The sequence below is a fragment of the Rhodococcus sp. 06-418-5 genome (assembly GCF_002258285.1).
Taxonomy (GTDB): domain Bacteria; phylum Actinomycetota; class Actinomycetes; order Mycobacteriales; family Mycobacteriaceae; genus Rhodococcoides.
This window is the reverse complement of the sequence record NZ_NOYE01000004.1, coordinates 1-23,823: the sequence shown is the minus strand read 5'-3', so window position 1 is coordinate 23,823 and position 23,823 is coordinate 1. Positions and strand designations below refer to the sequence as shown.

General features: G+C 65.9%; 14 protein-coding genes. 9 read left to right on the top strand and 5 right to left on the bottom strand.

The annotated features are described in order from the left end of the window. Together CH274_RS01055 and CH274_RS01050 are read right to left on the bottom strand one after the other, a co-directional pair. The coding region (locus CH274_RS01055) for a DUF222 domain-containing protein (RefSeq protein WP_143546510.1) at positions 1-495 on the bottom strand (495 nt) is incomplete at its 3' end. A 476-nt stretch (positions 496-971) separates the two neighbouring features. Next, positions 972-2,444 (bottom strand): cryptochrome/photolyase family protein, encoded by a 1,473-nt coding sequence (locus tag CH274_RS01050; protein ID WP_094656563.1) that lies wholly within the window; start codon positions 2,442-2,444, stop codon positions 972-974. 127 nt (positions 2,445-2,571) lie between these two features. Between CH274_RS01050 and CH274_RS01045 the strand changes: the two genes are divergently transcribed. From CH274_RS01045 to CH274_RS01030, 4 genes are all read left to right on the top strand, one after another. After that, positions 2,572-4,221, top strand: a complete 1,650-nt coding sequence (locus CH274_RS01045; protein ID WP_094656562.1) for an alkaline phosphatase D family protein — start codon at positions 2,572-2,574, stop codon at positions 4,219-4,221. 21 nt (positions 4,222-4,242) lie between these two features. Next, positions 4,243-5,085, top strand: a complete 843-nt coding sequence (gene trhO, locus CH274_RS01040; protein ID WP_094656561.1) for an oxygen-dependent tRNA uridine(34) hydroxylase TrhO — start codon at positions 4,243-4,245, stop codon at positions 5,083-5,085. A gap of 4 nt (positions 5,086-5,089) precedes the next feature. After that, positions 5,090-5,965: a pseudouridine synthase gene (locus tag CH274_RS01035; protein WP_094656560.1), complete on the top strand. Its 876-nt coding sequence runs from the start codon at positions 5,090-5,092 to the stop codon at positions 5,963-5,965. 67 nt (positions 5,966-6,032) lie between these two features. After that, complete coding sequence (locus CH274_RS01030) at positions 6,033-6,278, top strand: hypothetical protein (RefSeq protein WP_032396524.1); 246 nt, start codon at positions 6,033-6,035, stop codon at positions 6,276-6,278. A 136-nt stretch (positions 6,279-6,414) separates the two neighbouring features. On the opposite strand, the gene CH274_RS01025 is transcribed toward CH274_RS01030, so the two are convergent. The 3 genes from CH274_RS01025 to CH274_RS01015 all read right to left on the bottom strand — a co-directional run bounded on the left by CH274_RS01025 (position 6,415) and on the right by CH274_RS01015 (position 13,567). Then, the gene (locus tag CH274_RS01025) at positions 6,415-11,892 is read right to left on the bottom strand and encodes an ATP-binding protein (RefSeq protein ID WP_094656564.1); all 5,478 of its coding nucleotides are present in this window, start codon (positions 11,890-11,892) and stop codon (positions 6,415-6,417) included. 386 nt (positions 11,893-12,278) lie between these two features. Beyond that, the gene (locus CH274_RS01020; RefSeq protein ID WP_094631614.1) at positions 12,279-12,950 is read right to left on the bottom strand and encodes a TetR/AcrR family transcriptional regulator; all 672 of its coding nucleotides are present in this window, start codon (positions 12,948-12,950) and stop codon (positions 12,279-12,281) included. A gap of 14 nt (positions 12,951-12,964) precedes the next feature. Beyond that, positions 12,965-13,567 carry a dihydrofolate reductase family protein gene (locus CH274_RS01015; RefSeq protein ID WP_032396526.1) on the bottom strand — a complete coding sequence of 201 codons (603 nt, stop codon included), beginning with the start codon at positions 13,565-13,567 and terminating at the stop codon, positions 12,965-12,967. 225 nt (positions 13,568-13,792) lie between these two features. Here CH274_RS01015 and CH274_RS01010 point away from each other — a divergent pair, with 225 nt between their 5' ends. The 5 genes from CH274_RS01010 to CH274_RS00990 all read left to right on the top strand — a co-directional run bounded on the left by CH274_RS01010 (position 13,793) and on the right by CH274_RS00990 (position 23,552). Continuing rightward, positions 13,793-19,078 (top strand): AAA domain-containing protein, encoded by a 5,286-nt coding sequence (locus tag CH274_RS01010; protein WP_094656559.1) that lies wholly within the window; start codon positions 13,793-13,795, stop codon positions 19,076-19,078. A gap of 108 nt (positions 19,079-19,186) precedes the next feature. Beyond that, positions 19,187-20,395 carry a metallophosphoesterase gene (locus CH274_RS01005; protein WP_094656558.1) on the top strand — a complete coding sequence of 403 codons (1,209 nt, stop codon included), beginning with the start codon at positions 19,187-19,189 and terminating at the stop codon, positions 20,393-20,395. Between the two features lie 28 nt (positions 20,396-20,423). Then, positions 20,424-21,263 carry an HAD family hydrolase gene (locus CH274_RS01000; RefSeq protein WP_094656557.1) on the top strand — a complete coding sequence of 280 codons (840 nt, stop codon included), beginning with the start codon at positions 20,424-20,426 and terminating at the stop codon, positions 21,261-21,263. Between the two features lie 282 nt (positions 21,264-21,545). After that, the gene (locus CH274_RS00995; RefSeq protein ID WP_082322556.1) at positions 21,546-22,091 is read left to right on the top strand and encodes an LpqN/LpqT family lipoprotein; all 546 of its coding nucleotides are present in this window, start codon (positions 21,546-21,548) and stop codon (positions 22,089-22,091) included. 51 nt (positions 22,092-22,142) lie between these two features. Next, the gene (locus CH274_RS00990; protein WP_094656556.1) at positions 22,143-23,552 is read left to right on the top strand and encodes a plasmid pRiA4b ORF-3 family protein; all 1,410 of its coding nucleotides are present in this window, start codon (positions 22,143-22,145) and stop codon (positions 23,550-23,552) included. The last annotated feature ends 271 nt before the right edge of the window (positions 23,553-23,823 follow it).

The following is a 23,823-nucleotide window of genomic DNA, read 5'->3' as shown; positions in this document are numbered from 1 at the left end:
GGCGAAGAGTTCGTTGCGGTCGGTGTCGTCGGCGGGTGGTGTCTTGCCGCCGTAGGTGTCGTGGAGTTTGGTGATCGCTTCGCGGATGCGGCCGGTGCGTGCACCAGGCCCGGTGGCGGCGGTGATCATCGCTTTCCGCGCGATGTCCTGGCCTGCTGGGGGGAGGTTCTTCGGTGGGGTTTCGGCGAAGGTGAGGATCAACGCGGCGTGGTCGATGGTCATGACGCCGGTGTTCACGGCGTCGGCGATGTCGGGGAAGTTCTTCAGTCCGCGGGCGAGGGCGACGATCTTGTTCGCCTTACCCGCCGAGAGCAGGGTGGTGGAGGTGAGCCAGCCGGCGGGGCCGGGGAATCCGAGCTTCTCCCGGCTCACGCGGGTGTCGATCTCGGCGACGAGAGCGATCCGCCGGGCCTCCAACAACTGAATCCGGTGGGAGACCGCGGCGGCGTCGGCGAGGAGTTCGCTCTCGCTCAGTTGCCAGATCGCCGCGGTCATGGGAGCAAGTGTATCGAACGCACGTTCGACTGGCAACCATAGTGCAATCGAAAACTATTGCCACGCTTAACTATTCGCGATCCTGAACCTGTCGGTGCGTCGTGGTAAGGGACCGTCGGCACCCGAAGATCGCATGTCTCGGCCATTGTGGGCGAAAAGTGCACACCCGAACTTTGGTGCGTTCCTCTGGACCGCCGATCCTGAAGGTCGTCCGCATGCGGGTTTGGGCGAGACGCCGAGTTCTGCGGCAGTGTCATTCCGCAGCGACGATTGGGTGCGATGGGTTGGGTCGGCTGGACGGCTGCGGCAGGAACCTTGAAGGCGGCCGGTTCCGATCTCTGCGTCTCTGCGTCGCAGCCGGCGCAGTGGGCGTTGCGTGGTTGATACCAACGAGACACTCGACAGGATCCGACTGCACTCGGTTTCGCCGAGCTCACTGAGCGAATCGAAGATTTGCGGTTCAAGGATCCAACGCGTCAGTACACCTCGCGCTGTCGTTCTTGTTCCAATACCTGCTCCAGGTCGCTCAATCGGTTCATCGACGACACCTGTCGCGCCGTTCGGTGATTGAGCGCCAACATCTCACGGTGCCGGTGCACGAAGGCCCAGTAGCCGGCGGTGAATGGGCACGCATCGTCGCCCAGTCGCTTCTTCGGGTTGAATTCGCACGGCTTGCAGTAGTCGGTCATGCGGTTCAGGTATGCCCCACCCGAGGCGTAGGGCTTGGTGGCGATCACGCCGCCGTCCGCGTGTTGACTCATGCCGATCACGTTCACCGGCATCACCCAGGCGAACCCGTCGACGAAAGCCGTTGCGAACCAGTCGGTCAACGCTCGCGGATCCCAAGCATGTTGCAGCGCAAAGTTTCCCAGGATCATCAGTCGGGGAATGTGGTGCACCCAGCCGCGGTCGCGCACGCCGTCCACCGTCGACGACAGGCATTTCGCGACCACAGCGTCGCCGTCCAACTCGAGCAGCCAATCCGGCAGTGGCTCATGCGCTTCGAGCTTGTTGCGCTCGAGGTACTCCGGCCCCAGATGCCAGTACAGGTGCCACACGTATTCGCGCCAGCCGAGGATCTGTCGAACGAAACCCTCCACGCTCGCCAGCGGAGTGCCGTCGCGGTGGGCGTCCTCGGCTGCATGCGCCACGTCCAGCGGCTGCAGCAGGCCGAGGTTCAGTGGCACCGACAGCAGCGAGTGAGACATCGTCCAGTCGTCGGCCATCACCGCGTCCTCGTACTTGCCGAAGTCGTCCAAGCGGTAATTCACGAAGTGCGCCAACGCGTCCGACGCCTCGGCCGCGGTCACCGCGAATACTCGGGGCCCGTCGACTCCGACGGTGTCGAGGTCCCACTCGTCGAGGTCGGCGCGCACCTGCTCGTCGATGGCATCCTCGGTCGGCCACCACGGTTCCTCCACGCCCAGGGTCAGACGCCCCTTCGGCGGTGGCGACTGGTTTTCGGCGTCGAGGTTCCACTTGCCCGACACCGGGTCGGCACCGTCCATCAGCACATCGAACCTCTTGCGCTGCTCCCGGTAGAACGTCTCCATCCGGAATGTCCCACGCTCGGCCGCCCAGTCGGCGAACTCGGCGCGGGGGAGCGCGAACATCGGCGTCGGGAGAATCTCCGAGACCAGGCCCTCCTCGTGCAAGGCGGCGACGAACTTCTCGGCCGCATGTGAGGTGGGCTCGAACACCACCACGGGCTTGCCGTACTCGGCCAACCCTTCCCGGTATGTCTCGGTCTTTAGGTAGGTGACGCGGTCGCCCAACTCGTCGGCCAGATGACGCATACCCGACAACACGAGATGCAGCTTCTGCCGGTGGTATCGCCGACGCCGGAATACGCGCAGGGACTCGATCATCAGCACATCCCGATCGGCATGCTCGTCGACCGAGTGAAAGTGCGGACCGAGCTGATCACCGAACAACCACAGAGCGTCCATTCTCGGAGTGTTCTCCCGCAGCGACGAAGGCAAACCAGCGTCCGGCGGATGGCCGTCCGGTGAACACTGTCGCCGACCCAGGCGCGCCTTACTTGACCACCGACCATCCATCGCATGGACTGACCCGATGCACGCTGAGTCTGCGCTTTCCAGAAGGACGTTTCTTCGCTCGTCGTCGGTGGCCGTCGCGGTGGCCGGAGTCGCCACGACGTTGCCTGCGACCGCCCACGCACAGGGCAGCGACCGCGGCTTCCTGCACGGGGTCGCATCGGGAGATCCGTTGCCCGACGCGATCGTCCTCTGGACCCGCGTCACTCCCACGCCCGACGCCACCCCTGGCTCCGGCGTCGGACCGCAGGTATCGGTGACGTGGCGGATCGCCCGCAGCGCGGACATGAGTGACGTGGTCTCCTCCGGAACCGTCGCAACCGGCCCCGACGCCGACCACACCGTGAAGGTCGACGTCGACGGCCTGGCTGCCGACACGACGTACTTCTACGACTTCCGGACGAGCGACGCGGCATCGGCCGTCGGGACCACGCACACCGCTCCGCGCAACGACGCCGACATCGACGCGATGCGCTTCGGCGTGGTCTCGTGCTCGAACTGGGAGTCGGGGTACTTCGGCGCGTACCGGCATCTGGCCGCCAGGGGAGACCTCGATGCCATCGTCCATCTCGGCGACTACATCTACGAGTACGAGACGGGCGGGTTCCCGGGCCGCGACGGGGTGATCCGGCAGCATTCGCCCACCCACGAGATCGTCACGCTCGCCGATTACCGTCAGCGCCACGGTCAGTACAAGTCGGATCCCGATCTGCAGGCGGCGCATGTCGGTGTGCCATGGATCTGCACGTGGGACGACCACGAATCCGCCAACGATGCCTACGACACCGGCGCGCAGAATCACACCCCGGGTACCGAGGGCGACTGGTCCATCCGCAAGGCCAATTCCGAGCAGGCGTACTACGAGTGGATGCCGGTACGCGCCGCAGGCACCGCGACCAACCGGCATCTCTACCGTCGACTCCGGTTCGGCAACCTGCTCGAACTGTCGATGCTGGATCTGCGCACCTACCGCTCGCAGCAGGTGTTGCCGTTCAACGGGCCCGAGGTCGATTCACCCAACCGGACCATCACCGGTGCGGAGCAGATGCAGTGGCTCACCGACGGGATCGTCTCGTCGCCGACGCAGTGGAAGATCGTCGGCAATCCGGTGATGATCACGCCCACCCTCATCCCGCCGCTCGATCGAGATGCGGCCAGGGCCGTCACCTCGCTTCTCGGAATCCCGGAGGGCGGCATGCCGTACAACGCCGATCCGTGGGACGGGTACACCGCCGACCGGCGCAAGCTGCTCGGTGCCATCGTCGACGCTGGCGTCGACAACACCGTCTTCATCACCGGCGACATCCATTCGGCGTGGGCCTGCGAGGTGCCGCTCGATGCGGCGCGCTACGCAACGACGGAACCCGCTGCGACCGAACTCGTCGTCACCTCGGTGAGCTCGGCCAACATCGACGACCTGACGCGTACTCCGCCGCACACGCTGGGCCGGGTCGCCGAGGAAGCATTCAAGGCACTCAACCACCACGTGAAGTTCGTGGACCTCGACAGCCACGGGTTCGGCGTTTTCGAGGTCACCAAGACTGCGGCTCGGATGGACCACTGGTTCCTCACCGCCAAGGAGGATCCGCAGACCGGCGTGTACTGGGGATCGGGCTTCACCGTGGACTCGGGCACCCAGCGCGTCCGGGCGGCGGCACCGCCTGCCTGACGACGCGCCATACTGGACGGCGTGGCTGTACCGAAAATCGTCCTGTTCTACGTCTTCACTCCGCTGCCCGATCCCGAGGCGATCCGGCTGTGGCAGCAGGCGCTGGCCGCGTCCAACAACCTGGCCGGACGCATCCTGATCTCAGAACACGGCATCAACGCGACGGTCGGCGGCGACGTCGACGACGTCAAACGGTACGTCCGTGGCACCCGCAGCTATCCGGCGTTCAAGTCGGCCGACATCAAGTGGTCCGATGGGCTCGGAAACGATTTCCCGAGACTGAGCGTGCGGGTGCGGGACGAGATCGTCACCTTCGGAGCCCCCGGGGAACTGAAGGTCGACGCCGACGGCGTGGTCGGCGGCGGCACCCATCTGAGCCCGGAGCAGGTGCACGAGCTCGTCGATTCTCGCGGCGACGACGTCGTCTTCTTCGACGGCCGCAACGCCTTCGAAGCCGAGATCGGAAAGTTCAAGAACGCGGTGGTGCCCGACGTCGATACGACCCGGGATTTCGTCTCCCAGCTCGATTCCGGTGCCTACGACCACCTGAAGAAGTCCCCGGTGGTCACGTACTGCACGGGGGGAGTGCGGTGCGAGGTGCTCTCGTCGTTGATGGTCGCGCGCGGGTTCGAGGAGGTCTATCAGCTCGACGGCGGAATCGTCCGCTACGCAGAGACTTACGGTGACGACGCGCTCTGGGAGGGGTCGCTGTTCGTCTTCGACAAGCGGATGGCGCAGAACTTCTCCGACCACACCGCCGTCATCGGCCGGTGCAGTGCCTGCGGCAATCCGACGTCCCGCTATCAGGATTTCGACGGCGACGCCGGCCGTGGTCTGCGGTTGATCTGTCTCGACTGCGCGTAGAGAGATGCTGCCCTTCCGGGACGGTCTCGCTGCGCTGAGACTGCTGTTGCCGCATGGTGATTCGGCTGTCACCATCGTGGAGTATCTCGAACGGGAGATGCCCGAGGACGACTGGCGACGGGCCATGCTCGACGCCGAAGTGGTGGACGAGAAGAGCAGGCCCATCTCCGTCGACACGCGGTACCGCGCAGGCAGTCAGGTGTACTTCTATCGCATTCCGGCGCAGGAGGTTCCGGTTCCGTTCGAGATCGGCATCCTGCACGAGGACGGCGATCTATTGGTTGTCGACAAACCTCACTTCCTCGCCACCATCCCGCGTGGCCGACACGTCACCGAAACGGCGACGGTACGACTGCGCAGGCAGTTCGACTGCCCCGACCTGACGCCTGCGCACCGACTCGATCGCGCCACCGCCGGGGTGTTGCTCTTCACCAAGACCAAGCATGCCCGACGGCCGTATCAGGAACTCTTCTCCTCCCGCAATGTCACCAAGGAATACGAGGCGGTTGCGGGATTCGATGCAGCGCTGGAGTTTCCACGCGTCGTCCGGAGTCGAATCCTCAAAGAACACGGGGTCATGACAGCATACGAGGAGCCGGGGGAGCCGAACAGTGAGACCTCGATCGACCTGGTCGACACGTTCGGCACGTCCGCTCGATACCGACTCTTCCCCAAGACGGGCAAGACTCATCAGCTGCGAATCCACCTGTCGTCGTTGGGGATTCCCATCGTGAACGACCCGTACTATCCGGTGTTCTCTTCTATCCCGGCCGATGACTTCACCCGGCCGTTGCAACTTCTGGCCCGGGCTCTGAACTTCACGGACCCGCTCACCGGTGAGCCCAGGCGCTTCGTCAGTGCCCGAACCCTCGAGCCCTGACGGCCGGCCATCGTTCGTTCGGACGATTGTGACAATTGGGACGCGAGGTTAGCGTGTCGAGCGAAACATGTCCGACGAAATCGAAGAGGAGAACAGCGTGAAGCGTCGTCTTGCTGTTGTGCTGGGAGCCGCAGTCATCGCCATCGCGTCGCCGGCAGTCGCGGTGGCCGATACCGGAAGTGCGAGCACCGGTAGCGCGAGCGGAGTCTTGGGTGGTTTCGAGATGCTGTCGCGGCTCTGGGAGGCCTGCGCGGTAACCATCTTCACCGGACAGTGCACCGGTGTCGTCGCCACAGACGTGACCTACTGGTAACGCGTGCCCTGAGCCAAACCCTCCGCCGAACCCCCTGAACCGACAAACGCGCGCGCATTCGCCAGACGCTCGCGGAACAGGTAACCGTTCCGTGAGCATCCGGCAAACGCGCGCGCGTTTGCGTGGAGCTCGAGCCCTACTTTGCCAACGACCGCGCCATTCCGCGTTCGATGGCGGCGACCAGCTGCGGGCGCAGTTCGGCGGCGGGGACGATGTGGTGCACCGATCCGACGTTCTGTGCACGCTGGATGTTGTGGATGGCCTCGAATTCGGCTGCCACTTCACCCAGTTTGGCGTTGCGGGCGTTCGCTCGCACGGTGGCCAACTCGACGCGCAGGGCCGAGCGGGTGGCGTCGTCCTCGGCGGTGTTCAGTCGTGTCTCGAGTTCCTTGACGGTCGGATCCGCTGCGGTGCGGGCGTTGACGTCGCGGGTGAACACCACTGCTGCGGCGGGGGCACCACCGAGCACGGAGGCGAAGGAGCCCTCCACCGCGAGGACCTCCATGTTGTCGTTGAGCGCTCCGGAGAACACCACGAACGCGCCGCCGTGGTAGCGCGAGACGACACAGAACACGACCGGTCCATCGAAGTTGACGATGGCGCGGCCGATCTCGGCACCGTATTCGAGCTGGATGTTGCGCAGCGATTCCGGTGATCCGTCGAAGCCGGAGAGGTTGGCCAGCACTACGATCGGCCGGCTTCCGCTGGCGGCGTTGATGGCGCGTGCCGTCTTCTTCGACGAGTTCGGGAACAGGGTGCCCGAGGTCCACTGATCGGGGCCGTCGGACGGGAACCAGCCCTTGCGGGGGATGGCCCGCGATTCGATACCGATGACGGACACCGGGATTCCGGCGAGGTGGGCGTCGAACACCACGGAGGTGTCGGCGTCGGCCATGTCGGCCCAACGCTCGAGTACCGAGTGGTCCTGGTCCACCACGGCGCGCATCACGGTGCGAATGTCGAACGGCTTCTTGCGGTCGGGGTTGGTGACCGAGGAGAAGATGTCGCCGACGGTGGTGAAGTCGCTCGACGGGTGCACGTGCGGGTAGGTACGCACGTCGCGCTCGGTCGGGTCCGCGGTGGCTGCCCGGCGCGGGAAGCGTTCTCCCGGAGCGGCGTACGCGTGATCGTAGTGCGCGAACAGGATGTCGCACGCGGCCCGCAGGTTCGGTGCCCAGTACTGCGCCTGGCCGTTGGGGCCCATGACGCGGTCGTAACCGCCGATGCCGAAGTTGTCCTCGGCCGAGACGCCGCCGGAGTAGTCCAGGGACTGCTTTCCGGTGAGCACCATCGCACTGTCGGGGGTCATCACCAGGATGCCCTTGGTGTGGGTGAGCATGGTGGCTTCGGCGTTCCAGTACGGCTGCGCGCCGACGTTGATGCCTGCGACCACGATGTTGATCTCACCGCCGGCCTGGGTGAAGGTGATGATGCGACGCAGTCCGCGCGAGACCCAGTCCATGTTCTCGGTGCCCGATTCCATGGAAATCGTTGCACCGGAGGACAATGCGAACCATTCGACGGGCGCGCCGAGTTGTTCGGCGAGGTCGATGGCCGCGACGATTCGCGAGCACTCGGCCTCGGCGACGGTGCCCAGTGCCTTGGTCGGGTCACCGAACAGCGCGACGCGGGTGATGCCCTCGGGGTACTTGGCGGTCGGGGTGGTCGCGACACCGACGATGACGCCTGCGGAGTTGCGACCGTAGGGGCGATCGACGGGAGCGAGCACGCCGTCGGCGTCGAAGTCGTACTCGGTGAACGTGCCGCCGTTGCTGCTGAGCAACGGAATCAGCTCGTACGGGTACACGGTGCCGCGGGCCTGCGACCGCTGCACCTTCTGGGTGTACTCGTCGAGGGGACGCATCGGCTCGGTCGGCGGCGGAGTGATCTTCGCGACGATTCCCGCGCCGGAACGGTACGACAGGCGCAACGCGACCTCGCGTGGCGTCGCTCCCGGTGTTTCGGCCAGACGAGCGATGAGGGTGATCTCCTCGAGGCCCGCGCCGATCGTCAGCGGCGCGATGTGCCTGGCGATGGTGGCGATGCGGTCGGCGGGAACGTTCAGTACCGGCCAGACGTAGAGCACGACGCGGTTGGCGTCGAGGCGCTTCTTGCCGCGTCCGGCCTGAGCGCGGCGGATGCCGTCGAGGCAGGCCGCCACGGTCCGCTCGATCTCCGGTACCGCGACGATGTTGCCTGCATCGTCCAACTGTGTTGTGACGCCGCGGATCTCGGCCAGGGCGACCAGTCGCTCGTCGGAGGGGTTGGCCTTCGACGTCAGGTGGAACAGGTACGTTCCTGCGCTGGCGGGCAGGCGAACTCCGTCGAAGTTCTTCAGTCGCCACAGGTCCAGTCGCTGACCGGTCAGCGGGTGCATGTCCCGGATGATCGTGTCTTCCACGAGCGGCTCGGACCCCTCGGCCGTCGTTCGGCGATAGGTCATCTTTCGAGCTGTGGAACCGAAGGCGGTCACCGTCACGCGACGCCAGTGGCCGGTGCCGGGGTGCGCGGCCAGCACGGCTTGGAGCTGGGCCGAGAGTTCGTCGCCGTCGGTCGGCGCGTCCGGCCACGACAGGTAGAGGTCAACGGCCAGGTTCTCCGGGGACGGTCCGGCGATATCGTCCACCGAGTCCAGAGTTGCTGCGAGCGAATCGAAGTCGGTGGCCGTGGATACAAGGTGCAGCCGTTCGCCCGAGAGCTCGAAGTTGCCGGTGACGAAGTGCTTGCCGTCGCGGTCGAAGGCCTTGACGTCTTCGAGTGTGCGGATTTCGTAGTACTGGCGAGTGATCACTTCGAGCAGGGCACCGGGATCGGTGATCCGTTGTGCCAGAAGCTCGATCAACGGTTCCGGGGTGGCGACGAGAGCTGCGACGCGGGCGGAGTAGTCGGCCGCGTCGGGGTTCTCGGCCAGGTACTGCAGGCTGCCACGGACGCCGTCGTAGATCTTCTCGCGTGCACTGCGGATCTGTGGCTCGTCGAACAGCCGGAAGCGCAGGTTGCGGGCGACGTCGCCGATGACGGGGTAGCGGGCCTGGGTGGCACCGATGAGGCGCTCGAGTACCTCGGCCATGGCCGGGGTGGCCTCGGGCTGCGTCGAGCAGTCGCTGAGCCAGTGGCCGAGCAGGGCCGCGATGACCGGAACCTGGTTCTCCATGCGCTGCAGGGCCAGGAAGACGCGGTAGACGGCCTCTTCGAGTTCGGGGGTGCGTCCCTCGTCGATGGCGGCGTCGTAGTGCGCGAGGGCGCGAGTGAGCTTGGCGCGGAACGAATCCGGAAGCCCCTGAACGTCCGCGTCCAGCGAGTGCAGGAACGAGTGGAAGTGCTCACGGGGGGAGTGGACGCGTTCGTCGGTGCTCTCCTCGTCCATCGTCGGCCGGTTACGGGAGAGCTCGCAGATATCGGCGAACGTGCCCAGCAGAGCCAGCTCGGCGGAGACCAGCCCTGCGTCGTTGCGCGGCACATCCGCACGCAGAGTCTCATAGGTGGACAGCAGGTTTCGAGCGCGTGCTCCGCTGACGTCGAAGCCGGTGATGAGGGCGGCCAGTTCGTCGAGTCGGTCCAGGGCGCGACGCTGCGGCGAGCGCTGCTCGGCGTCGTCGACACCGCGGAACTGCACGCGCGGTGCCTGCTCGGAGACCTTCTGCTCACCGGCCTGATCCACGCGAAGCAGTGCCGCTCCGGCGTCGACCTGTCCGTTGACCGAGGCCAGTACCTCACGCACGGTGCCCGCGTAGGGAGACCGGACGGCGGTTTCCATTTTCATGGATTCGAGGACGACCAGGGTCTGTCCCGCGTCGACCTCGTCGCCGACGGCGACCGGGACGGCAACGACGACGGCGGGAGCCGGTGCGCGGACCAACCCGGCCTCGTCCTGAGAGATCTGGTGGCTGATGCCGTCGACCTCGACGAGGAAGTGTGCGGCTCCGGCGACGGTGACCACCTGGTAGCGGCGGTCGCCGATGACCAGACGGCTCTCGTACTTGCCGAGGCGTTCGACGTCGACCTGAAGCTCGCCGATGCCGTCACCGTCGATGCTGTAGCGGTGCGTCCCGGTCTGGCCTACCTCGAGCTTGTAGGCCTGCCCCTGGTAGTTCAATTCGACGGTGCGGCCGATGGCGTGGGTGGCGCGCGGGCGACCGCCACGTGCGGAGTTCAGGAACGCGGTGCGTTCGCGGCCTTCCTCGGCGTCGTAGGCGTCGATGGCGGCGGCGACGATGGCGATGTCGGCAACGGCCGTCGGGCCCACCTGGGAGCCGGCTTCGGTGCGGTCGAGCCAGCCGGTGTCGGCGGAGGCGGAGATGACTTCCTCGCGGTCGAGCAGGCTCAGCAGGAAGGACTTGGTGGTCGTTCCGCCGTCGATGACGACGGTGGTCTCACGCAGTGCGTTGCGCAACCTCGCCAAGGCTTCGCTGCGGTCGCGGCCCCAGGCGATGACCTTGGCGACCATCGAGTCGTAGTCGGGTGGGATGACGTCGCCCTGGGCGATGCCGGTGTCGACGCGGATGCCGGTGCCGAGGGGGAACTTGAGCAGCTCGACCGTGCCGGGAGCCGGTGCGAAGCCGTTGTCGGCGTCCTCGGCGTTGAGGCGAGCTTCGACGGCGTGGCCGAATTCGGGCGGGCATTCGCCGGGCAGTGCCTGGCCGTCGGCGACGAGGATCTGCAGCTTCACCAGGTCGATGCCGGTGGTGTATTCGGTGATGGGGTGCTCGACCTGCAGGCGGGTGTTGACCTCGAGGAAGGTGAAGATCTTCTGCTCGGGCTGGTACAGGTATTCGACGGTGCCTGCGCCCTGGTAGCCGGCGGCCTTGACGAGCTCGGCCGAGGCGGTGCGCAGCTGGTCGGCCTGCTCCTTGGTGAGCAGCGGTGAGCTCGATTCCTCGATGACCTTCTGGTTGCGGCGCTGGATGGAGCAGTCGCGCACGCCCGGGGCCCAGACGTTGCCGTGGCTGTCGGCGATGACCTGAACCTCGACGTGCCGGGCGTCGGTGACGAGCCGTTCGAGGAAGACGACGGGGTCGCCGAACGAGCGCTCGGCCTCACCCTGGGTACGTTCGAGAGAGAGTTCGAGTTCGTCCTCGTGGAAGACCTTGCGGATACCGCGGCCACCGCCGCCCGAGCGGGCCTTGATGATCAGCGGGTAGCCGATCGCCGCTGCGTGACGCCTGGCGTCGGCGCGGGTCTCGACGGGGCCGCCGGACCACGGTGCGACGGGGACGCCGACCTTCTCGGCGAGGATCTTCGCCTCGACCTTGTCGCCGAGCAGACGCATCGCGTCGGCCGACGGGCCGATGAAGGTGATGTTCAGGCGGGCGACGAGGTCCGCGAACGTCGGGTCCTCGGCGACGAAGCCCCAGCCGACCCACACCGCGTCGGCACCGGACTCGACGAGCGCGGCCTCGAGGACGCCGTAGTCGAGGTAGGCCGATCCTGTCCCGGGCTTGCGCAGCGTGACCGCTTCGTCGGCCTGGCGGACGAACATCGCGCGCTTCTCCGCCTCGGTGTGCAGCGCTACGGTGCGGATGCCGTAATCGTGTTCGGCGTTGAGCTCTCGGACGGCTCGGATCAGGCGTACTGCTGCCTCGCCTCGGTTGACTACTGCAATCCGCTTGAACAACGTATCTCTCTTCGCTCGGTGTGGGCGCACCGCGTCGGTGCGCTCGATGGAACGTGGATTGGTGCCGGGCATGCCATTTTCTCGTTCGTCATGCGGCACTCCGATCGGCTCATTCTAACGGTAACGAGGCCCTGTGCACCGCCAACAGCGTTCGGCGTGAGTGTGATTGATCACCAACAAGTGAAACATATTCTGTGGCAACCACTTTGGCTACGAACTCGCTGTCGAGTTTTGTTCACCTCGCAAACGTACTCGCGAGTAGCGTTGGCGCGAGGCGTAATTCGCCATTCGACCACTCGCGTTGCTACCGGCGAGTACATTACCGGTGGGTACAACTCGAGCCGATCGGCTCGAGTTGGTTCGCGCGTCGCCGAGTGCGGTCTCCCTCACCTGTCGCCCTCGCTCACCCGCGGCAGTCGCAGCGCGTTGACCCACAGCCTCGTGGCCGTTGCGAGCAGGGCCTCGGAGTCCTCGGGCGGACGGCCGTCGACGGCGTCGACCACGAAGTGGTTGAAGGCCAGCCGACTGATCATCGAGGACAGTGCGCGGGAGGCCAGCAGAGGATCGAGTTCCGCGTCGGCCAGGCCGCGGCTCTGCAGACTCTCGATGCTTCGGGCGTTGCGCCTGACGAAGGCATCGGCGCGTTCGCGGCGGAGGCGGCGGAACTCGGGATCGATGTTCGATACCTGCTCGAGCAGCGCCATCAGCTTCGCGTTGCGCTGGTAGGCCTCGAAATAGGCGCGGTTGCTCGCAGCGATCACTGCCACCGGATCGTCGTGCGGGTCCACTCGCTCGGTACCGGGATGCAACATGTCGTCCCGTGCCTGCTCGAGCACGGCGGCCAGGATCTCTTCCTTGCTGGTGAAGTAGGTGTAGAAGGTGCCGGCCGAGCACCGAGCGGCGCGGGTGATGTCGATGAGCCGGGAGTCCAGGTACCCACTGTCCTCGAAAACTCGGCGCGCAGCCGCCACGAGCGAGGATCGAGTTCGCAGCCCGCGCGGGGTGATCGGCAGCTCCCGATTCGGCAGCTCGCGGTCGGACTCCGGCGCGGCAGGCATTCAGTCTTTATACGTCATTCCCCGCGAGCTTCCGGTCGGATGAACCGGGTGAATCTCACTCCGCTGTCGAACTGGCGCGATTCGAGGTGCTCGAACCGCTGAGCGGGGAACGGATCGGCACCCGTCCCGGGCGAGAACAGGCCGATTCCCCGCCCGAGTACGACGGGATTGACCTTGAGGAACAGCTCGTCGATCTCGGGCAGCAGTTGACCGGCGAGGTTTCCCCCGCCGCAGATCCAGACGTCGAACTCCGACTCCTCGGCTTTGAGGCTCCTGACGAGTCCGATCGGATCGTCGTTCACCACGGTGAGGGTCGGGTCGTCCGACCGGGCGAGGGTGCGAGAGAGAACGTACTGGCGCAGGTGGGGATAGGGGCTGGCGATCCCGGCGTCCAGCGCCGGTTGCAGCGTCTCGCGGCCCATGACGAGGGTGTCGAACCGAGTGGGCGGACCGTCCAGGCCGAACAGGGCCCGCACGTGCACGGGTAACGTCTCGGGCAGCTCGGCCACGATGGCATCGAGGTGATCGCCTTCGGCCACGAAACTGTCGTAGCCGCCGTCCGGTGCGGCGATGAACCCGTCGAGGGTGACCGCGATGTAGTAGACCAGCTTGCGCATTCGGCTCCTGTCGTGGTCGACGGGGTGAGAACCCGTGGTCAGGGCGGGCGGGTCGGTTCGCTGTGGGAGATCCAGCGACCGAAGTGGGTCTTTGTGACCCAGCACTAGAACATATTTTGTGTTCTCGGGACGCGATGAACAACTTGTTTTCAACGGCTAGTCTGGCCCGGGTGTGCAAACACCGTCCCTGAAACGGACGACCATTCGAGTATTTGTGGGGAAACTGTGACGGCTGCAGCTGCTACCGGTCGTGAACACGACGACGAGCTCAAGAGCAGGGTGCAACGCCTGCTGCGCTTCCTTCGCGAAATCGTCGAGGCGCGCTCGAACCCGGTGCTGCGTTTCGACGACCACATGCAGATCGAGTGGGTCCACGCCGGGGACGTTCCCATGCAGCTCGACCCCCGAGCCAAGCAGGGTGGTGTGGTGCTCCGTGCACCTCGCATCGCGGTCGACGAGCCGCCCGAGCCGCCTGCGCTGCTGTCGGGCTGGCTCGATCCTCAGGTCGTCGCAGACAGCCGCTACCGCGAGCTCGAGCTGGCCGACGCATCCTCGGTGACGTCACGCCGTCGAGAGGAAGCGCAGGAGTCCGACGCCGACTTCGACATCCGCAAGGCCTACGAGATCAAGCAGGCCTTCGAGGAGTACTCCGAAGCGTGGAAGGAATGGGCGCAGGAGGATCGGGATCGGCGACCGCAGGCCGCTCTGTACCAGGCACTGCAGCTGATGATGCAGGAGCTAGCGTCGCGACCGGAGTCGATCGAGCTCGTGGTGGCATCCGGCCTGTTGACGTCGAGCAACACCGATCCGCAGCGCAGCGTGCGCACTCACCTGATCACACAATCGGCCAGCATAGAACGGGACGTACGCACCGGTGACCTGCTGGTTCGCCTCGCCGCGAGTACCACCCCGCGGCTCGAGGACGGCCAGCTGCTGACCGGTTCGGACGATTTCGACACCTCCGGCTCCGTCGCGCTGGCGCGAGAACTGCGCGACACCGTCAGCTCGCCCATCGGGGACGGTGTCGCACAGTTCTTGCGGAACTGGGCGACGCGGGTGCCACGCCACGAAATCGAGGTGCTCGATCGTCTCGGGCCGCCCGGGGCTCTCGCCTACATCGACGACGACCGCACGCTGACCGTCTCACCTGCCCTCGTTCTCCGCGTTCGAGACTCGTTCGCGCTGGTCGAGTACTACGAGCAGATGATCGCCGACCTCGAGTTCGCCGACTCGCCGGTACCGCTGGGGCTCGCGCAACTGGTCGATGCCATCGAGCCGGCAGATCGGATGGCGTGGCTCGAACGCACGGGGGCGGGGGAGTCGGCGACACTGGCGGAGGACCCGCTGTTTCCGCTGCCGGCCAACGCCGAGCAGTCGCAGATCATCGAACGGCTGGGGCGCGACAGCGGCGTCGTGGTCGAGGGGCCGCCAGGAACGGGCAAGACCCACACGATCGCCAACCTCATGTCCGGGCTGTTGGCGCGCGGACAACGGGTTCTGGTCACTAGTGAAAAGTCACAAGCTTTGCGCGTGCTGCGGGACAAGCTCCCGCCGGAGCTGCAGGAGCTCTGTGTGTCCATCACCGACCTCTCTCGCGGTGGTTCGGACGAGCTCAATCGCAGCGTCGCGAAGATCGCCGAGCGCAAGACCTCGTTCGACGAAGCCAGCGAGGTGCAGAAGATCGAGGCGCTGACGACGCAGCGCGCAGCGGCCCTGGCCCGCCGGGCCGAGCTGCTCGATCGGGTCAGCGCGCTCCGTGAGTCCGAAACCGTTGTGCACGAGTATGTTTCCGATGGTTACGACGGCACCGTGTCGTCCATCGTGCGCAAGGTCAAAGCGGCCGAAGGTGCCCACGAGTGGCTACCCGGCCCGCTGCTGGCCGATCGGCCACCCCTCGACGGTGCTCAGGTCGATCAGCTTCGCAAACTCATTGCCGGCTCCGACGGCACTCGCGAACTTCGCTCGCGACAGGTACTGCCGCGTCCGGAGACCATGCTGCCGAATTCGGCCGAACTCGCCTCGCTCTGCCAGCGTGCAGGTGCGCAGATCGACACTCTCTCGCCCCAGGCCGCGGATCTCGTGGCGTTGCTCGACGGCGTCGAACCCGCCGTGTCCGCGGAGATCAGGCAACTGTGCGAGGAGCTCGCCGCCCGAGTGCGAGCGGTCGTCGAACTCGACGGCTCCTACCCACGGTTGACCGATTCCGTTCTGTCCGGCGAGGCCGCTCACCTGTGGTCTCGGGTCAGCGGAATCGACGCGATGGTCGAGACGGCAGCTGCGTCCGATCGCTACGTCGGTGCCCACGATGTGCAGTGCTCGTCGAGCTCGCCTGCGGCACTGTCGGCGATGGATGCGTTCGCCAGCGCGCTGGAGTCCGGTATCGAGTGGAAGCCCCGGTTCCGTCGCAGCGAGGAGCAGAAGGCCGTCGAGGCTCTCGACATCGTCGCCACCGTCGACGGCCAACCCGCGACGACGGCCATGGCCGCGCGACTGGTTGCCGAACACATTCGTGCACTCGAGACCGTGCAGACCGCAGCGGTGCTGCTGGCCGACCTCGCGATCATCGTTCCGCTCGACGGCACACGTTCGATTCGCGTCAACAACGTGGCGCGGATCGCCGACCGGCTCGGCCTGGTGTCTGCCGTCGTCGCTGCCCGTGACGCCCTGGTGCAACGGCTGTACACCATTTCGCCTGCGGCACCGTGGATTCGGAGCCTGGCCGAAGCTCAGGAAATCGCCGGGGCCGCCGACGCCATCGCCACGCGCATCGATATCGATGCCGCACGCGCCGAGCTCGACGCCCTGCAGTTCGCGGTCGCGACGCGCATCGATGCCGGGCCCTCGCCCGAGGGGTCGAATCTGGTGAGTGCGTTGAGCACTGCGGACCCGTTGGAATTGGCTGCCGCCGTTGCGGCCTATTCGCAGGCGTGTTCCGAGCAGGAGGATCAGCTTCTGCTCGAATCGATGTCGGCGTCGTTGTCCGAGGTCGCACCCGCATTGTTCGACCTGGTCGAGGACACCGCGGGCGATGTCGAATGGGACGAGCTGAGCTGGCAGATGTCGAAGGCCTGGGCGTGGCGTCGGGCACGCGAGTGGGTCGGTGAGCAGCACCACGGTGGACTCGAGCAGCAGCTGGAAGCGGAGCTCGCGGCCGCCGATACGGACATCGCCTATCTCACAACACGTCTCGCAGCGGCCAGTGCCTGGCGTAACAGCCTCCAACGAATGACCGCCGTCGAGGTGCGTGCGCTGCAGACTTATCGAGAGCACATCTCCAGCATCGGCTCCGGAGCCGGTAAGTACGCCGAAACCTACCGCAGTGCAGCACGATCGGCGATGCGCGAGGCGCAGAGTGCGGTCCCCGCCTGGGTCATGCCGCTGTCCCAGGTGCTGGCCTCGATTCCGCCGGTGCCGGGCAGTTTCGACGTCGTCATCGTCGACGAGGCGTCTCAGGCCGACATCACCAGTCTCTTCCTGCTGTACCTCGCACCCCGTGTGATCGTGGTGGGCGACGACCGGCAGTGCGCGCCGGCGGACGTCCCGCAGGCCGGCACACTCGAGGACGTGTTCGATCGCCTGGACGTCTATCTGCCCGATCTACCCGAACACGTGCGTGCGACGCTGACTCCGAGGTCGAGCCTGTTCTCCATGCTCCGTACCAGGTTCGGTCAGGTGGTGCGGTTGCGTGAGCACTTCCGCTCGATGCCCGAGATCATCAACTGGTCGAGTCAGCAGTTCTACGGAGACTCCCCGCTCGTTCCCGTGCGCCAGTTCGGTGCCGATCGGCTACCGCCGTTGCGGCACACGTACGTTCGCGGAGCTACGGTGACGGGAAAGAATGCCTCACTGGTCAACCGTACCGAGGCCATCGCGATCGCCGACCAGATCGCCGAGTGCCTCGAGGACTCCGCTTACGACAACTTGACCTTCGGAGTGGTTGTGCTGCAAGGCCAATCGCAGGTCGACGAGATCCGCAACGAGTTGATCAAGCGGATCGGCATCGAACAGTGGGAGCAGCGTCGGCTTCGTGTCGGTACGCCGCCGGACTTTCAGGGCGACGAACGCAACGTCGTGTTCCTGTCGATGGTGGTGGCACCCGATCAGAATTTCGCCACCCTCACCGCCAATCAGTACAAGCGGCGGTTCAACGTGGCGGCGTCGCGGGCACAAGATCAGCTGTGGCTCTTCCATTCGGTGACCGTCGACCGTCTCAAGCGAGCGGACCTGCGCAACTCGTTGCTGAGTTACGTCACCTCCGTCTCGCCCGCTCCGGCCGATCCCATGCCGGTCGATGTTTCGCGTGAGGTCCGGAAGGCGCCGTTCGAGACGCTGCTAGAGCAGCAGTTGTGGAACGATCTCGTCGAGCGAGGTTTTCACGTCAATCCTGGTGTCGAGGTCAACAACAGACGCCTGGCCCTGGTCGTGACCGGCGACTCCTCGCGTCTCGCCGTCGAATGCGACGGTGACACGTTCCTGTCCACCCCCGCGCAGCGGTTGGCAGATCTGCAGCGTGAACAGGAACTCAAGCGATGCGGTTGGACGTTCTGGCGGGTGCGTGAATCCGAGTACTACCTGGACCGCGACGCGGCGTTGGAAAGCCTCTGGACCACGCTGGCCCGATTGGGAATCAAGCCCAACAGCGTTGTGGTGGAAGGTCTGGAGAGCTCGGACGGAGCTTGGACTCCGGTCCCACTCGAGTCCTCGCAGTTCGACGATTCCGGTGTGTTCGAGACGTCCACGTACGCCGACTCACCCGCACGCCACGAGTCGGTGCTGTCCTTGTGGACCATGCCCCGGATCGACATCCCCGCCGAGGACCCGGCCGCATCGGATGCGCGGCGAGCCGACCGCGAAGGATCCGCACCGACGACCACCAACGGTTCGGGAACCGCCAACGGGGCGGGAGTCGAGAACGGCTCGGGCCCCACGAACGGGTCGGGATCGACCAACGGCTCGGGTATGACCAACGGGTCGGGAACGACGAACGGCTCCGGGATGACCAACGGGTCGGGAACGACGAATGGGTCGGGAATGACGAACGGCGCGTCCGCCGCCAACGGTGGCGGTCGTTCCAACGGCTCCACTCGCTCGGCTCGGCCGATCGAGTCCTCGGCACCGAGTCGTTCGGCCATGACCAACGGATCCACACCCGCAAAGGATGCGGAGATCGATGCGTCCGCGCGGGTGCGCGATGCCGAGGTGAGCAGCGGCTCGACCACCGAGCCCGACGAAACCGCGAACAGCACGACAGCGGCAACGGACCGGATCGTGGAAGCCGACGAGGCGATCGCACAGGACGAGGCGGTCGCAGAGGACGAGGCCGGGGCGAGGGGCGAGGCTCCCGACCTCGACGGATCCGATCCTGCCGAGGCAGAGGGTGATTCAGCGGGAGCACCGGATGCCGACGGCGAGCCGAGCGGGGGCCTCGAGGCACCCGAGGACGAGGGCATCGCAGAACACGAGTTGCCGCTCAACGGACTTCGCGGATACACCACCCGTCGTCGGCCGTAGTTCGGCGTTTCCTGCCGACAGGCTCAACGCCCGCACCGAAGCCGTGAGGGCGACGTAGTCTTGGTCCTCGGGCTGCGCGCACGTACGAGTGAAAAGGGTTCGACGCCGATGACAGATCGACAGATGCAGCAACCGGAGCAGTCGGTCTCACCGGATCGGTCGCCGCGCACTCGGCGGATCGTCGTGCCTACTGTCGTCTTCGTCGTCTGCGCTGCGCTTGTCGCGCTGCCGACCTGGACCGTCGTATTCGCCGGCGCGCAGTGGCCGCTGGCCGCGCAGTTGGCCGGCTCTGCGGTTGCACTCGCTGTATTCGTGGCGTTGCCGGCAGCGATGTACATGGGCCACCGGCCGAGCGCAGAAGGGTCCTCCAAGGACGCGTGGGCGCGTATCGGAGACGTGTTGTTGGGCTCGGTCTGGATCGCGTTCGTGTGGGCGGCACTCTCGCTGCTGCTGCGGCTCGCACTGTGGACGGGTGGGGTCGACGACCCACTTCGCTCGCGGATCGTGTCGGTGACAACCGTGGTGGTCGTGGTCGCCCTCGCGCTGTGGGGTCATTACGAGGCGATGCGAACTCCCCGCGTGCGACACACGACCGTCAGGATCGATCGGCTCGGGGCGCGATTCGACGGTCTGCGAGTGGTTCTCGTGACCGACACCCATTTCGGCCCGCTCGATCGCACGACGTGGTCGCATCGATTGACCGACGCCGTCAATGCGCTCGAGCCGGACGTATTGGCCCACGTCGGCGATATCGCCGACGGCTCGGTCGATCGGCGTCGAACGCAGGCCGCGCCGTTGGAGTCGATGCTCGCTAGTGCGGCGCGCGTCTACGTCACCGGCAATCACGAGTACTTCGGTGAGGCGCAGGAGTGGCTCGATCACATGGAGGACCTCGGATGGAACTCGTTGCACAATCGCCATGTGGTGCTCCATCGCGGTGAAGACGCGCTGATCATCGCGGGCGTCGACGACGCCACCGCTGCAGGGTCGGGTGCGCCCGGCCACGGTGCCGATCTTGCTCGCGCACTTGCCGGAACCGATCCTTCGATGCCCGTGCTGTTGCTGGCTCACCAGCCGAAGCAGATCGGTGACGCTGTCGACGCCGGCGTCGACCTGCAGGTCTCCGGTCATACACACGGCGGTCAGATCTGGCCGTTCTCGGCGCTGGTTCGGCTCGACCAGCCGGTGGTGCACGGTCTGAGCAGACACGGCGCGCGAACTCAGCTCTACACCAGCCGCGGATCGGGATTCTGGGGTCCGCCTTTCCGGGTGTTCGCGCCCAGTGAGATCTCCGTTCTGACATTGGTCGCCGGCTGAGCGATCGACACCTGGCAGGATCGGTGGGGTGAAGAGAACCGAAGAGGTCGTCGTCGTCGCTACCGATCTCGACGGCACCCTGTTGCGTTCGGACCGGACCGTGTCCGCGCGAACGGCCGCTGCGATGGCTGCCGCAGACGCAGCCGGAATCAGGGTGGTGTGGGCCACGGCTCGGGCACGCCACTCCATCGATGAACTCGCGGCGTCCTGCGGATTTCGCGGGACCGCGATCGGTGCCAACGGTGCTGTCGTCCTCGACCTGGCCGACGGTTTCCCGGCCATCGTCGGCACCAGATCGGTACCGCCCGAGACGGTGGCCTCTGCCAAGTCGGTCGTGCGCTCGCTCGTTCCCGGCGTGGCCTTTGCGACCGTGGGTGCCACACGATTCGTGGCCGAGGCTCGGTACGCCGAGCTGTGCGTGTTCGCCGATCACCACCGGCAGCCGCACGAGATGGAGTTGTCGGAGCACGGTTTGTCGGCCGACGTCGAGCCGACGGTCAAAATCGTTGCTCGGCACAGTGATACGACGAGCGAGGAGTTGTACGAGCTCGTCGCCGCTGTGGGAGTGGACGGGGTCGAGTTGACTCATTCCGGTGCTCCGTACATCGAGATGTCCGCAGCGGGAGTCTCGAAGGCCAGTGCGCTGCAGGAATTGTGCGAGCGGTGGGGGATATCTTCGGGTTCGGTTGCGGCGGTGGGGGATGCGCGCAACGATCTGCCGATGCTGACCTGGGCGGGCACGGCGTTGTGCCCGTCCAACGCTGCTGAGCCCGTACGATCCGTTGTCGATCGAGTCCTCGAATCCAACGACGACGACGCGGTTGCGCGCTATCTGGAGGAACTCACCGCGCGCAGGGCGGAACTGTGACGCGCGGTCTGCACCCTGCGTTGCCGTATGAGAAGCCGGCCCCCACCGTCGGCGGAAACGCACCGGTGAGCTCTCCGGGTTCGGGTGACGTAGCGGTTGCGGCGCAACCGAATTCGGCTTCGTTCACCGACGGAACAGTCGGCTCGACGTGGCCGGCGGACGGTTGGGGTCGCGCAGCGCTCAGCTCCCCGCCGGTCACTGCCTCTAGGATCTACGGACGAGCGGACCGGCGCGGGTAGCCTCTGGCGTGTCGGTGAATCGTCCACCACGAAAGGCCCTGCTGTGAACGACGCCCTGTCGACGGAATCCTCCGAGCCCACCACGATCGCCGAGTACCTGAACGCACATGCGTTGCGCGTCTCGCCGCTCGACGGTGCCGCGGCGGCAGAGATCGGCATCACCGTGCCGATTCCTGCGGGATGGCAGACGCTCGATCCCGCACAATTTCCCGGGGCGACTCAGGTGATCGTGGAACCGAACCTGGTGGAGAACGGATTCGCGCCCAACGCGGTGCTTCTGGTCGGTGCGTTGTCGCGCACGATCGACCCGGAAGCGTTGATGGCATTGGGTTTCGGCGACGGACGTGCAATGCCCGGCTGGGTGGAGCGCGAGGCGAGCGCGGCGTCGTGGCTCGGCTGGCCGTCGCGATTCATTCGGGGTACGTACGTCGCGCAGCAACTCGAAGCGGCCGTGACGACGCGATATGTGGTGGTGGGCGTCGAAACTCAGTACTTGGTGCAGTTGACGGTGACGACGTTGGCATCGCAGCTCGATGCGTTGGCGTTCGACGTCGCCGCGATCAACGATGGTTTGACGACTGGTACGTAGAAGAACGCGAGCCCCTGTGTCCGACGCGCGGGTCCGACTAGGGTCGATTCCATGTCGATGAGAACCGGTCGCGTCCGGCACCTGTCGGTGGTGCCGAACTTGTCCGACGCCGACGAACCGGCCGACGGCGAGGCGACAGAGGCCACGCGGCGGGGCCTGGTGAACTTGGTGCTTCGGGTGACCGTGGACCACACCCGTCCGCAGATCTGGCGCCGGGTGCGGGTGCGCTCGGACCTGCTGTTGTCCGAGCTGCACTCGGTGCTGCAGAGGGCTCTCGGTTGGGAGGACCGGCATCTGCATGCGTTCAGCGTCAGGACCGCCGGTGCCACGCGTCGATTCGAGATGGAGGAGTCGCTCGACGACGAACCGGACGACGAGTCGTCGAGCGAGGAGCGAGTGCGGATCGACGACGTGCTCACTGCACCGGGTTCCACCATGACGTACGAGTACGACTTGGGTGACGGATGGACGCACACGATAGTTCTGGAGCAGATCGATTCCGATATCGACGACCTCCGATCCGTCTGCCTCGACGGGGCGCGTGCATGCCCACCCGAGGAATCAGGCGGGCCAGCGCGCTACGCACAGGCTTTGGAGATCGCCGCCGACCCGTCCGATCCCGAACACGCAGCCGTGCTGGCGCGGTGGGGCGCGGCCTTCGACCCGGCTCTGTTCGACGCCGATGCAGTCAACACTGTGCTGCACTCGTTCGACGTGGGGCGTTCGGTCCTTGCCGAAGCGGTGGCCGCGGCTCCGGCCATCGGAAAACTGTTCGATCGAGTGCGTCCTACGGAGGTGCCGTCACTGATGGCGTTGCTTCCGCGGTGCGAACTCACCATCGAGAGCTCGATCGATCTACCCGTCGCCGAAATTGCGATGGCCAAGTTGACGTGGTTCCTGGGCAGAATCGGCGACGCCGGATCCGACCTGACCGGTGCCGGCTACCTCAAGCCCGCGTTCGTCGTGGCGATTCGCGAGGAACTCGACTGGGGCTTGGGCTGGGTAGGGCCGAGCAATCGCGAGATCGATCATCATCAGGTGACCGATCTGCGCGAGGCGGCGCGGCACCTTGGGTTGACCCGCACCTCGAAGGGCAGGTTGCTGCGAACCAAGCTCGGTGCAGCGTTGGCTCACGACCCGGTAGGGATGTGGCGACATGCGGCGTCGCGACTTCCGCTGGGCAAGGAGACCTACGAGACCGACGCAGCGACTCTGTTCCTGATCTCCCTCGCTGCATCGGCATCTGCGACGCATCGTAACAAGATGCTGATCGAGACTGTCGCCGAATTAGGCTGGGCCAGTGAGGATTCCGGTGTCTTCGATGCCCAGTTCGCGGCGCAGGCCACGGTGAGCTTTCTCGATCTCATCGGTGCCCACGGTCCGCAGTTCTACTTCCGTCAAGGGGTGTCGGACTCACCGAGCTGGTCGCGCAGGTTCGCACGTGATGCACTGCTGAGCTGAGTCGACGAGAAGTGGTCCCGGTAATGCCGAAATGGGGCTCGAGTCGCGCAAGACTGCCGCTGAACAGGCGATTTGCGTTGGTGTGATTGGTGGCGTAACTTTTGTCGAGTCAGAGCGACGGACACCGACCCGGTCTTCACGGACTGGGTGAACGAGGTTGGACGTGTGGCTTGGCAGGTTGTGTCCCCCAAGAGTCGGGCCTTGTGTCCGAGACCAAGCTGGGATACGCTGGAACAGTTGCCCTCGAGGCCGACGGACTGTGTGTTCGTGG